The 11,938-nt window shown below is 69.9% G+C and carries 10 protein-coding genes and 2 pseudogenes; 3 read left to right on the forward strand and 9 right to left on the reverse strand.

Annotated elements, in window-relative coordinates:
* Positions 1-42: 42 nt before the first annotated feature.
* Positions 43-378 (reverse strand): Scr1 family TA system antitoxin-like transcriptional regulator, encoded by a 336-nt coding sequence (locus AB0M92_RS38695; protein ID WP_366107090.1) that lies wholly within the window; start codon positions 376-378, stop codon positions 43-45.
* 93 nt (positions 379-471) lie between these two features.
* A pseudogene (locus AB0M92_RS38700) lies at positions 472-600 on the reverse strand (helix-turn-helix transcriptional regulator); the annotation flags it as partial.
* Between the two features lie 56 nt (positions 601-656).
* Here AB0M92_RS38700 and AB0M92_RS38705 point away from each other — a divergent pair.
* From AB0M92_RS38705 to AB0M92_RS38715, 3 genes and pseudogenes are all read left to right on the forward strand, one after another.
* The gene (locus tag AB0M92_RS38705; protein ID WP_366107091.1) at positions 657-1,721 is read left to right on the forward strand and encodes a hypothetical protein; all 1,065 of its coding nucleotides are present in this window, start codon (positions 657-659) and stop codon (positions 1,719-1,721) included.
* Positions 1,702-2,420: pseudogene (locus tag AB0M92_RS38710) on the forward strand (SDR family NAD(P)-dependent oxidoreductase); the annotation flags it as partial. The gene AB0M92_RS38705 and the pseudogene AB0M92_RS38710, both read left to right, overlap by 20 nt.
* A gap of 102 nt (positions 2,421-2,522) precedes the next feature.
* Positions 2,523-2,960: an NUDIX domain-containing protein gene (locus tag AB0M92_RS38715; RefSeq protein WP_366107099.1), complete on the forward strand. Its 438-nt coding sequence runs from the start codon at positions 2,523-2,525 to the stop codon at positions 2,958-2,960.
* A 117-nt stretch (positions 2,961-3,077) separates the two neighbouring features.
* Here AB0M92_RS38715 and AB0M92_RS38720 read toward each other — a convergent pair whose 3' ends face one another.
* The 7 genes from AB0M92_RS38720 to AB0M92_RS38750 form a co-directional block, all read right to left on the reverse strand.
* A complete protein-coding gene (locus AB0M92_RS38720; protein ID WP_366107092.1) occupies positions 3,078-3,296 on the reverse strand; it encodes a hypothetical protein in 219 nt (72 codons plus the stop codon).
* A 38-nt stretch (positions 3,297-3,334) separates the two neighbouring features.
* On the reverse strand, positions 3,335-3,736 hold the full coding sequence (locus tag AB0M92_RS38725; protein WP_366107093.1) for a DUF1992 domain-containing protein: 402 nt from the start codon (positions 3,734-3,736) through the stop codon (positions 3,335-3,337).
* Between the two features lie 179 nt (positions 3,737-3,915).
* Complete coding sequence (locus AB0M92_RS38730; RefSeq protein WP_366107094.1) at positions 3,916-6,600, reverse strand: condensation domain-containing protein; 2,685 nt, start codon at positions 6,598-6,600, stop codon at positions 3,916-3,918.
* Positions 6,601-6,602: 2 nt separating this feature from the next.
* Positions 6,603-7,808, reverse strand: a complete 1,206-nt coding sequence (locus AB0M92_RS38735) for a hypothetical protein (RefSeq protein ID WP_366107095.1) — start codon at positions 7,806-7,808, stop codon at positions 6,603-6,605.
* Between the two features lie 89 nt (positions 7,809-7,897).
* On the reverse strand, positions 7,898-8,149 hold the full coding sequence (locus AB0M92_RS38740) for a phosphopantetheine-binding protein (RefSeq protein ID WP_366107096.1): 252 nt from the start codon (positions 8,147-8,149) through the stop codon (positions 7,898-7,900).
* A 27-nt stretch (positions 8,150-8,176) separates the two neighbouring features.
* On the reverse strand, positions 8,177-9,028 hold the full coding sequence (locus tag AB0M92_RS38745; RefSeq protein ID WP_366107097.1) for a 3-hydroxyacyl-CoA dehydrogenase NAD-binding domain-containing protein: 852 nt from the start codon (positions 9,026-9,028) through the stop codon (positions 8,177-8,179).
* 48 nt (positions 9,029-9,076) lie between these two features.
* The coding region (locus AB0M92_RS38750; RefSeq protein WP_366107098.1) for an SDR family NAD(P)-dependent oxidoreductase at positions 9,077-11,938 on the reverse strand (2,862 nt) is incomplete at its 5' end.

Below are 11,938 nucleotides of genomic sequence, written 5' to 3' on the forward strand. Positions count from 1 at the left end.
CGGTGAGTTCGATCGAGCGACCGGACGAGAGGGCTATGTGGCTCAGCGACATGCCGACACCCTATGCGCATGATCCGCTTCCGATACACGGCCTAGCTGCGATTTCATCACGCCTGGACCGCCGACGTTGGAGTAAAGCGCCTGCTCGCCGAGGAGGACGTGGTACCTCCGGCTGCCTTCGTAGAGGTACCTCTGCCGTTCCATCCGCTTCGCGACCGCGGCCTCAGTGTCGTTGGGCATTTCGTAGAAGCGCACAGCCTGCTGGAAGATCGCCGCTGCGTAGTCGGCGGTCTGGAACGTCCCCCATATCGCATTGGGATGCCAGATCCTGAAGAGCTTCGTCTTGGCGTAGACCGGTAGGGACTTCTTCTGTCGCATCTCGGCGCCGGTCTGCAGTTGCCGGCGCCACTCCAGCCAGAGTTCATCGATGTGACGAACGGTGGCGATGAGGTCGGCAGTGTGCTCGCCCTGGTCCGTCGCCTCACACCACGCGCGGATGTCCTCTTCGCTCGCGTTCTGCTTGCCGTGCTCGATCTTCGAGACCTTCGACTCATGCCAGCCGAGGGCTGCAGCGAATGCCCGACCGCTGGTATATCCGGCATCCCGCCGGAGTACTCAGGCGGCCCGCGGCGACAGAGGGCATCTTCCACAAGCCGGTGGGGACCCGTGAACAGGCCGAAGCCGAGGTGAAGGGATGGACCCGGCTCGCCTCACGCATCGCGGTTCCGGACTTTCACGGGCAGGTCGCGCTACCGGACCGGCACGTCCTCGCCTACGAGGACGTCTTCGCCACCGGTCGCTGCGAGCTACTCATGGGCGACGTGATCGCCCTCGCCGACCGCGACCCGGCCGTGCTGCCCCGCCTGGAGCGGCTCGTGGACGGCGTCTGCGCCGATCTGCGGGCGGCGGCCGAGGAGACCGGCAAGCGCGTGCCGCTGGCCGCGTGCGTCCCCGACCTCTACCTCGACCGGATCCGCCCGGGCGGGCGCCTGGACCGCTGGTACCTGCGCCGTGACCTGCCGATCACCCTGCCCCACGCCAATACGACCCTCACACTCCGGGAGCTGGCCGACTTCACCCTCACGGCCAACGGCAGGCAGCTGACGCTCAATGTCGCGGACGTCATCGAGAGCCTGCGCCACGTCCTGGCCCCCGACCGCCGCTGGCTGGCCGGTCTGACCCAAGGCGACCCCACGGAGCCGAACATCGCCGAGCGGCTGTGCTGGCTGGACTTCGAGTTCGCCGGCCGCAACACCGCCGTGGGCGAGGCCGCCAACCTGCTCTGGTACCTGATGGCCCTGGGCGGCTGGCTCGTCCCCCGCTACCAGCCCGACGTCTACGCCCGCACACTCCGCCTCGCCCTGCCGCCCCTGACCGGCCCGCGCATCGAGCACCTGGAGCTGCACGAAGGCAGCCGCCACATCGACGTCCGGTACTCGTGGAACACCGGACCCGGCCGCATTGCGGCCATTGCACGGGCCCTGCACCGCCTCCGTAGAGAGGACGGCAGCAGCCTGGAGGAGATCCATGCCTTCCTCGCCCTGCGCATCATCGGCGTCATCCCGGCCTCCAGGCTGACCGGCCACGACCTCTTTCTCGTACTGATCAAGCTCGCCGAGAGCCAGGACCCGCGCACAACGATCGACACCTTCTTCACCACCACACCGACCCTTCATTCCCACTCCGGCGGACGGAGCAGCAATGTCCGTGCCCCTGCTTGAGTCCCCTCTTCACGCCCGCCCTCTCCAGGGCCGCACCGCCCTCGTCACCGGCGGGGCGACCGGCATCGGCGCCGAGATCGGACGGGCGCTCGCCGCGGCCGGCGCGACCGTCGCGGTCAACCACCTTGGCCAGGAAACGGACGCGCAGGCCCTCCTCGCCGCCTTCGAGCGCGACGGCAGCCCCGGCATCGCGGCGAACGCCGACTCACCGACCCCGGCGCCGTCCAGACCATGGTCGACCTCGTCCGTGCAGAGATCGGCGCCATCGACATCCTGGTGAACAACGCCGGCTCTTACCCCCGTGTCCCCTGGCAGGACACCGACGAGGCCGCCTGGAACTACTCCCTCGACGTGAACCTCACCGCCCACTACCGCACCTGCCACGCCGTGACCCCCGGCATGATCGGACGCCGCTGGGGACGGATCGTGAACATCGGCAGCGTCAACGCCCGCGTCGGCCGTACGAACCTCGTCGCGTACAGCACCGCGAAGGCCGGGCTGGTGGGCCTGACCCGCACCTTCGCCCGCGAACTGGGCCCGTACGGGATCTGCGTCAACACGGTCATGCCCGGCGCCATCCAGGTCGAGGCCGAGAACGCCATCCCCACTCAGCACCGTGCCCGCCCGGAGGAGCAGATCAAGCGCCAGTGCGTCCCTCGCCGAGGCCGGCCCGCGGACGTCGCGGCCCTGGTGGAGTTCCTCGTGGGGCCCTCCGCCTCGTTCATCACCGGGCAACCCGTCCACGTCGACGGCGGCTGGCTGCTGCACTGGGACCGACAACAAGCAAGGAGACAGACCGACATGAAGGAACGAGCCCGCGCCGTCCTCGTCACCGCCGACGACACGATGCTGGTCATCCGCCGCACCAAGCCCGACATCCCCGAGTACTGGGTGCTCCCCGGCGGCGGCGTCGAGCCCGGTGACGGGTCCCGGGAGGCCGCCCTCCACCGGGAGATCCACGAGGAGATCGCGGGGAAGGCCGACATCGTCCGCCTCCTCCACGCGATGGAGTCCGGCGACGAGCGTCAGCTCTTCTACCTCGCCCGCATCGCCACCTGGTCCTTCGAAGACCGCACCGGTCCCGAGTTCAGCGCCGAGGGTCGCGGCGAGTACGCGCTGGAGGAGATCCCGCTGACCCTGGAAGGGCTCAACGGCATCGACCTCAAGCCCGAAGGGATCGCCCACATCCTCCGCGGTGCCATCGAAGCGGGCGCCCTGCGGACAGAGGTGGCGAAGTAGCTGTCCGGCTATGTGAACTTGCCGTCGGGGCCCACGCCGAGGTGCGTCGGCCCCGACGGCGCGGGCCCCGGCCGCGTGCTGATGCACTCGCACGATCGTGGAGTCGACCGCGACGCCTCAGTCCAGATCGCCGTCGGTGTCGGTGTCGGCCTGCGCGGGCAGCGCGGCGAACCCCTCTCCCGCGTGCTTGCCGAGCTTGGCTGACCGACCGGTTGGGCGAAGCGAACGGGGGGCGCCGTCCGGCCCGGCCTGGCCGTTCCCAGTCTCGGCGGCGTCTTCGCCGCCTCCGCCGAGCCGCAGCACCCCGACCGCGCGGTGACGGCTTGAGCTGCGCACTCCAAGCCGTCACCTTCGGCGGTGGTCTGTTCGAGGCCCTACTCGGAGCGGGCCTCGCGCCACGCTGCGAGTACCTCGTCGACGTCGAATTCCGAGAGTCGCAGGGGTGGTCCCGGCGGGGGCATTCGCAGCGCCGCGCGTATCTTCTCGTTGATCTCGGTGAGGATGTCCCGCACCTGGCGCTCGGAGCGGGCGGCGTTGACCGCGTCCATCGCGTCCTCTGCCTCCTTGCGCAGCGCGAGAGCGGGTGGCAGGGCGGCGAGTCCCTCGCGGTGCATCTTGCCCTTGACCCACCACATCTCGTCGTAGGGGGTGTCAAGCGAGGGCAGCGGCTTTCCCAATCCCGGTAGGTTCGCGAAGTCGCCGCGGTCGCCGGCCTCCCTGATCTGACGGTCCACCCAAGACTCGAAATCCATACCAGGCGGCTTGCGATCGGTCATGGTCCCTCCCCGGGGGTCACGTGAGATGTGGCGGCGCTGCGCCGAGACGTTCCGTCAACAGGGGTGCACGCGCGCTCATATGTCCAACATCAGCCTACCGCCTGGTCACTGAATACCCGTCAGCGCCAGGCTGTGGACTGCACCTCGAACCGGGCCGGAGTGGCCGCGGCTCATCGGATCTACGCCGACCGGGCCTTGGGGCCCGGGGAGTCCACCTTCAGGCCGAGCTGTTCGAGGGCGTTGAGTACCTCGGTGAGGCCCGTGCGGTCGTCCTGGCCGCGGCGCATGGTGGTCAGGACGGTCGCGGCGGCACCCGATTCCTCGACGCTCTGCCACAGCGCCGGGGCGAGCACCGGGTGGGCGCTGACCTCGACCAGTACGTCATGGTTGGTCAGCAGCTCGGCGGTGGAGTCGGCCAGCAGGACGGGCTGGCGCAGGTTCTGGGCGAAGTAGCCCGCGGTGGCCTGCTGCCAGTCGAGCGCTTGCCCCGTGACCGAGGAGATCATCGGGATCCGCCCGGGCCTGGGGGTGAGCACACCTATGGCCCGTTCGAGGTCCGCCAGGATCGGATCGATCGCCGGGCTGTGGGCCGGCAGGTCGACTCGCACCATCGCGCACAGCACGTCCGCGACCTGGAGCTCGGCGACGATGGCCTCCAGCTCGGACCGGTCGCCGGCAAGCACGGTGGTCCGCGGTCCGTTCCGCGCGGCGATGGAGACGTTCCCTTCAAGGCCTCGCAGGTGCTTCGAGAGGTCCACGGCCGAGAGCTCCACCACGGCCATGCCGCTGTGACGGCCGGCCACGCGGCGTTGCTGATCGCTGTAGTGGTGGACGAGCCGGACCGCCTCCGGCAGGTCGAGGATGCCTGCGATGACGCAGGCGGCGATCTCGCCGACGCTGTGACCCGTGACAGCGGCTGGTCGGACGCCCGCCTCTTCCAGCCAGCGGGCGATGCCCACTTGGATCGCGAAGACGATGGGTTGCATGACGCCGACGTCCTCCGTCCTGGCTTCGGGTTCGTCGAGGAAGAGCTCGTGGACGAGGGACCAGCCGGTGTGCCGGGCCAGCTCGCCGTCGCACTCCTCAAGCGCCGCCCGGAAGGCGGGTTCCGTGCGGAACAGCGTCCTTCCCATGCCGACCCACTGCTGCCCGTACGGGGAGCAGACGAAGGCGATCCGGGGGCCGTCCCCGGTGGTGGGCTCCGGCACGGCCGACGGGCCGCCGCCTGTCAGCTCGTGGACGGGCGCACCGTCGAGTTCACTGAGCCGCGCGCCGGGAGCGGCGGCCACCGCGTCGAGCAGCTCGGTCAACTCCCGGGTCAGCCGTTCGGCCTCCGCGGGTGCGAACAGGTCGAGGGCGTAGGTGAGGCTGCCGTCGATGCCGTCCGGGGCCCGGTGGCCGTCGAAGCCCTCGAACAGCTCGAAGCGGAGGTCGAAGCGTGTGATCCCCTCCGTGACCGGCTCGGTCGCCACCTCCAGGCCGGGAAACCGGAGTTCGGCGCTCTCGTTGTTCTGGAACGCGAGCATCACCTGGATGAGCGGGTGCCAGGCGGGGGAGCGCGGCGGATTGAGGGCCTGCACCAGGTGGTCGAACGGAACCTCCTGGTGGGCGAAGGCCGCCAGGTCCGTGCTCCGCACCCGGAACAGCAGCTCCCGGAACGTCGGGTCGCCGTCGGTCCTGGTCCGCAGCACCAGCGTGTTGACGAAGAATCCGATCAGGTCGTCGAGGCCCTCGTCGGTGCGGCCGGCGGTGGGAATGCCGATGGCGATGTCGGTACCGGCCCCGCGTCTCGTGAGCAGGGCCGCAAGGGCGGCCTGCACGACCATGAACACGCTGGTGCCGGTCTCCCGCGCCAGGTGGTTCAGTGCCCGGTGGGTCGACGGCCCGACGCGGAAGGGGATGCGGCCGCCCCGGTGCGAGGGGGTGTCCGGGCGCGGCATCGTGACGTCGATCCGCAAGCGGTCGGGTATCCCCGCCAGCTCCCCCCTCCAGAAGGCGAGCTGCCTGTTGACCAGGCTGTTGGGGTGCTCCGGGTCGCCCAGCAGCTCCTCCTGCCAGAGCGTGTAGTCGGGGTACTGGACCGCGAGCTCGGGCCAGTCGGGCTCCTGCCCGAGACGGCGCGCGGCGTACGCGAGCGCCAGGTCGCGGTTGAGGGGGAGCAGGGACCAGCCGTCGCAGGCGATGTGGTGGACGACCAGGAGCAGGACGTGCTCGTCCTCGGACAGCCGGAACAGGTGGGCCCGCAGGGCGGTCTCGGCGGTGAGGTCGAACGCGTAGCCGGCCGCGGCGCTCAGTGCCCCGGGCAGCTCGGCCTCGGTGACGGTGTCGACCGCGAGCTCGACCGGAGCCTCGTCGGGCTCCAGGACGATCTGCTGGGGCCGGCCGTCCCAGTCCGGGTAGGCGGTGCGCAGGCTCTCGTGCCGGGCGGCCAGGTCGTCGAGCGCGAGCCGCAGGGCGGGCAGGTCGAGGTCACCGCGCAGCCGGTGGGCCATCGGCATGTTGTAGTGCCCGGCGGCGCCGTGCAGGCGGTTCAGGAACCACAGACGCCGCTGGGTCTGGGAGAGGGGGATCTCCGCCGGGCGTTCCACGGGGCGCAGTGGCGGGCGCCGGCTGCCGGATCCCTGCTCCAGGTGCTCGGCCAGTTGGGCGACGGTGGGGGCCTCGAAGACCGTCCGTACGGGGACTTCCACGTCCAGGGCGGCGCGGATGCGGCCGGCGAGGCGGGTGGCCAGCAGGGAGTGGCCGCCCAGCTCGAAGAAGGAGTCGTCGATGGTGACCCGGTCGCGGCCGAGCACCTGGGCGAACACCGCGCAGAGGATCTCCTCCTGTTGGCTCCGCGGGGCACGGCCCTTGCTCTCGCCCATGGTCAGCTCCCGCCGGTGGCGGCGCGGACCCGGGCGGGCCACGCCGCGGAGTCGAGGCCGTACTGGCAGAGGAAGGCGTAGACGAGCCGTTCCAGGCCGAAGCCGACGCAGCCGCTGCGGGTCGGGCCGTCCGGGCCGTGGCCGATGCCGAAGGCCTTGCCGAAGAGGTCGTCGTGGAAGTTGAAGGAGCCGACGGCGATCGTCTTCTCGGGGGCGATGTGGAGCCGCAGCTCGTACTTGAGCTCCAGCAGCCGCTGGGACCAGATGCGCTCGGAGGTGTCGGTGCCGCAGAAGAACGGGTCGTTGCCCACCTCGCAGAAGCCGCTCAGGCCGAGCTCCTCGACGAAGGCGAAGACCTTCCGCATGAAGCGTTCGCGGGCGTTCAGCACGTCTTCCCGGGACCCCATGAAGACCATCTCCCGGATGGTGAAGTCCCAGAGCCGTTCCAGGCCGGTGGCGTACGCCGCCTCGAAGCGGAACGACTTGCCGCGCGCGGTGACCACGTGGAGCCGGTCCGCGTCCAGCGTGCGGTCGCTGTATTGGCTGAAGGTGTGGTAGCACATCGTGGGCGGCAGGCAGTAGTCCACGTTGCCGCAGGAGTCCAGTACCGCGGAATCGATGCCGGTGGCGGCGTGCCGCTCCTGGAAGCCGCGGTAGACGTCCAGATCGTTGCGCAGCCGGGTGACGAACATCAGGTGCTGCGGGAAGGCCTTGAAGTAGCCTGCCGTCTCCAGCGACTTCGTCCTGATCAGCGTCGGGTAGCGGTATTCGCGGACCTCGTGGTCCTCGGCCAGCAGGTCGCACACGGCACGGTCGAAGTAGGTGAAGAGGGAGAGCAGCGGCTCGCCGATGGCGACCTGTCCCTCGCCGACCTCTGCCACCGCACCCATCTCGGAAAGCAGTTCGAATATGCCCTGGTGCGGGGTGCGCTGGTGCGGCGACGTCCAGACGGCCTTGGCCGGCGTCACCCACTGCTTGCGGACGTCGTTGTCCACCATGGAATTGACCTTTTCGGCCAAGGCGTCGTGCGGGATCGGCTGTTCGGAGCGGAGCGTCACGGAGCGCACTTCGCCGCCGTCCGCGTGCACCTCGAAGCCGGTGATCTCGGGCGACACGAAGAAGAGCCGGCGCTCGATCTCGGCGGCCAGCGCCTCGGGGATCGGGCTGTGCAGGTCGATCCGGGTGAGGACCTGGTTGGGGTGGGTCATGGTGGTCGATTTCCTCGCCGGTGGGAGAGCGGTCGATCGGTCCGGCGCGCGGCGGCCTGGGGCCGCCGCGCGCCCGCGGGGGGACTGGACTAGGCCGCCGTCGCCTTCCGCGACGTGACGAGGCGGACGAGGCCGTCGACCGTGCGGAAGTTGTCGAAGTCCATGTCCGCCGGGCCGAGGGTCAGGGCGAACTCCTTCTCCACGAAGAGCGCGAGCTGCATCGCGAAGAGGGAGTTGACGTAGCCGAGGGCGAAGAAGTCGTCGCTGTCGGCAAGGGGCTGGCCGACCAGCTGCGGAGCGAGGAATTCACGGACCCGGGTGCGCACATCGTCGTTCGTCATGTGGGTTTTCTCCTTGGCTGTGTCGGGTTAGTAGGTGTAGAAGCCCCGGCCGGTCTTGCGGCCCAGGAGTCGTGCGTCGACCATCCGCTGGAGCAGCGGGGCGGGGCGGTACTTGCTGTCCTTGTAGCTCTCGTACATGACCGTGATCGAGTTCAGGATCGTGTCGAGGCCGATCAGGTCCCCGGTCTCCAGGGGGCCCATCTTGTGGCCGAAGCAGCCGCGGAACATCTTGTCGACGTCCTCGGCCGAGGCGATCCCGTCCTGGACGCAGAAGATCGCCTCGTTGATGGTCACCATGAGGACCCGGTTGGTGATGAAGCCCGGGGCATCCTGGACGACGATGCCCTCCTTGCCCATCTCCGACAGGAGGCCGAGGGCGGTGTCCAGCGTCGCCTCACTGGTGAAGTGCCCGCTGACGACCTCGACGGTGTCCATCATCGGGACGGGGTTCATGAAGTGCAGCCCGAGGATCTCGGCCGGCCGCCCGGTGACCGAGCCCACCCGGGTGATCGGCACGGCCGAGGTGTTCACACCGAAGATCACCCCGGGGCGGCAGATCGTGTCGATCTGCTCGTAGACCGACCGCTTGACGGCCCAGTCCTCGGTGACGTTCTCGACCACAAAGTCGACACCGGCCAGCGAGGTGAGCTCGGTGGCGGTGGTGATCCGGGTGAGTACGGTCTTCGCGTCCTCCTTCAAGGGTTTGCCGAGCAGCATCGGCTGGACCAGCAGGTCGCGGCCGATCTGTTCCGTCGCGCTGTCGAGCTGGGCCTGCGAGATGTCCACGAGGACCACCTCGAATCCGGACTCCGCGAAGGATTGGGCGACGCCGCGGCCGATCGTGCCGGCGCCGATCACACCTATGGTTCGGATGCTCACCGGGGTACCACCTTTTCGTGCGATAGAGAGGGAAACGGGTGTGCCTGCTCAGTCCTGGGTGTCCTTGGTGTCCAGGTGCGCGGCGAGGTCCGAGATCGTGACGTAGCGGAACAGGTCGACCATGGAGACCCGGATGTCCATGTTCTTCTGGATGCTCTGGGCGATCCGGAGCGCGGCCAGCGAGTCCACACCGAGCGCGAACGAGGTGTCGTGCACGTTGAGCTCGGTGAGGTCGAGCTCGCGGGCCCAGATCCGGGCGAGCGCGCGCTCGGTGTCGCTGAAGTCGCCGCTCTCCCTGCCGAAGAGCTTCGGCTCTCCGTCGGACGGGGTGCCGGGCGCCGTCTCGTCGGATTCGCCGGCATCGCCGCGGGCGGCGGCGATGGCCTGCCTGATCGGGGCGGCCAGTACCAGCGGAGCGCGGCGCAGCAGCTCCGAGAGCCCGCTGGAGTTGCCCAGCTTGTGGTAGTTGATCTCGCCGACGATCACCTGGCTGCAGGCCGAGGAGAGGATCTCCTCGAAGCTGCCGAGACCGTCCTCGACCGACACCGACCGGAAGAAGCCCTGGTCCTGCTGGACTCCGTGGTCGAAAGCCATGCCGGTTTCCAGCCAGTCGCTCCAGTCGACCGTCACAGTCCACCGGCCGCGCGCGGAGCGCTGTTCGGCGAAGTGGTCCAGGTAGCTGTTGGCGGCAGTGTAGTCGCCCTGCCCGGCCGCTCCGAAGATCGCCACCGTGGAGCCGAAGTTGACCATGAGCTCCGGCGGATCGTCCTGGGTGACCAGGTCCAGCACGGTGGCGCCGAGCACCTTGGGGTTCAGCGTACGGCGGAAGGCCTTCGCTTCCTTGCGGAAGAGGAAGCCGTCGCCGGCGACGCCGGCCGCGTGGACGATACAGCCGATCGCGCCCAGTTCGGCGCGGATCCTCGCGACGACCGCCTCCATCGCTGCGAGGTCGGTGACGTCACCGGAGTAGCTGCGGACCTCGGCGCCGTTGCGCTCCAGTTCGCGCAGTGCCTCGATCTGCCCGCGCAGCCTGGCGTCGGCGACCTCGTCCCACTGCTCGCGCGGAGGCAGTTCGGTGCGGTTGACCAGGGCGAGCCGCGCACCCGGCACCGAACGGCTCAGGTGGCGTGCGACCGCGAGGCCGAGCCCGCCCAGGCCGCCGGTGATGAGGTACACCCCGTCCGGGCGCACCGGTGCGGACCTGGGCTGCTCCTGCAGGTGCACCGGCGCGAGCTCCGCGACGTACCGCAGTCCGCCGCGCAGCGCGACCGTGGTGGGGGTCCGGGCCCCGAGCAGCTCGGCACAGACGGCCTCCGCGCCGGTTTCGGCGGCGATGTCGAGGCAGAACACTTCGGTGTCCTCGAACTCCTGCCCGATCACCTTGGCCAGGCCGAAGAGCGTCGCGTGCACCGCGGCATTCTCCGGCTCGGTGCCGGTCACCCGTGCCACCGCGGGGGCGACCACGCTGAGCCTGGCCGGGGCGGCACCGCGCTCGGAGAGGCTGCGGGCCAGGTGGAACAGGCTGTGGACGCCGTGGTCGAGCCTTGCCTCCAGGGTCCGCAGATCCTGCTGGACGCCGCCGTCGGCGGGAGCCGCGACGTGTACGACCTCGTCCGGGAGGTCCGCACCGAGCGCATCCAGGAGGTGCCCGAAGCCCTCCTGGGTGGGCGGGACCTCGTACCGGCCCGGAGCGGTCTGCCGCCACTCGCCTGCGAGTTCCGCCTCGGTGACGTCGATTCCACGCGCACGGAGCGCGGCGCTCAGCACCGCTCCGATGCCGCCGTGCTCACCGACCACCAGGACCCGGGCGGGCGGGGCCTGCTGCTGCTCGGGCGCCGGCGCCGGGATCCATCGGAGGGCGTGGTGCCGGGCGTGCGGGCGCAGCTGGGCGACCGTGCTCCGGGCGTCGGTGACGCGCTTCACGGTGAAGCCGCGGATCTCGGCGGCGGTGGCCCCCGACTCGTCGCAGACCACCACGTCGACCTTGCGGAACTCGGCATTGTCCACATAGCCCGGGTGCGGCCGCATGAAACTCAGGCCGCGGGCGGGCAGCGGGCCGTGCAGGAGCAGCGAGTCGTAGCCGACCGGCAGGAAGAAGTCCCGCTCGCCGAGGGCGAGCCGGCGGTCCTCGGCGCTCTCCAGGACGGCGAAGCCGCTGAACCCGGTGGCCTGGTCGAGCAGGGCCGGGTGCAGGGGGTGGTCCTGGCACTCGGTGCGGTACTGCTCGGGCAGGTCGAGTACGCCGAGGGCGGCTCGGACGCCGACGTGCACGGTCGGCAGGCTGCTGCGCCAGCGGTCGCCGAAATCCATCACCGTGTGCTCGGTCTGCCGCCGGGCGATGTCCACGCTCTCCAGCGAGCACAGTTCACGCAGGGCAGCCGGGTCCTGCTGCGGAGCGGGTGAGGAGTGCGGCCTGACGCCGACCGTGCCCTGGACGTGCGTCGTCCAGTGGTCGCTCGCCGGGTCGTGGCTGGCCACGGTGAACTCGGCCCGCAGGTTGTCGATCTCACGGACGGTCGTGTGCGCCGTACGGGGAAGGCCGTCCTGCACCAGCAGCGGAACGAGGAAGGTGACGTCGCGGAGCTCGGTGACCGGGCGGGCGAAATGTTCGGACGCGGCGGCCCGGGCCATCTCCAGGTACGTGGTTCCGGGGACGATCGCCTCTCCGAGCAGCTTGTGCTCGGAGAGCACCCAGTGCCGTTCCAGCGAGAACTCGGTGAGGAAGACGGACTGGCCGGCAGACCGGAGCAGCACCTGGTCCAGCAGCGGGTGCGGGCCGGGCGTGTGCCGGACCACGGCCTTCGGAGTCTGAGGCTCCAGCCAGTAGTGCTTGTGTTGGAAGGGGTAGGTGGGGAGGGGGATGTGGTGGCGTTGTTGGTGGTTGTGGTAGGTGGGCCAGTGGGGTGTGGT

It is taken from the genome of Streptomyces sp. NPDC051582, from assembly GCF_040681715.1.
Classification (GTDB): domain Bacteria; phylum Actinomycetota; class Actinomycetes; order Streptomycetales; family Streptomycetaceae; genus Streptomyces.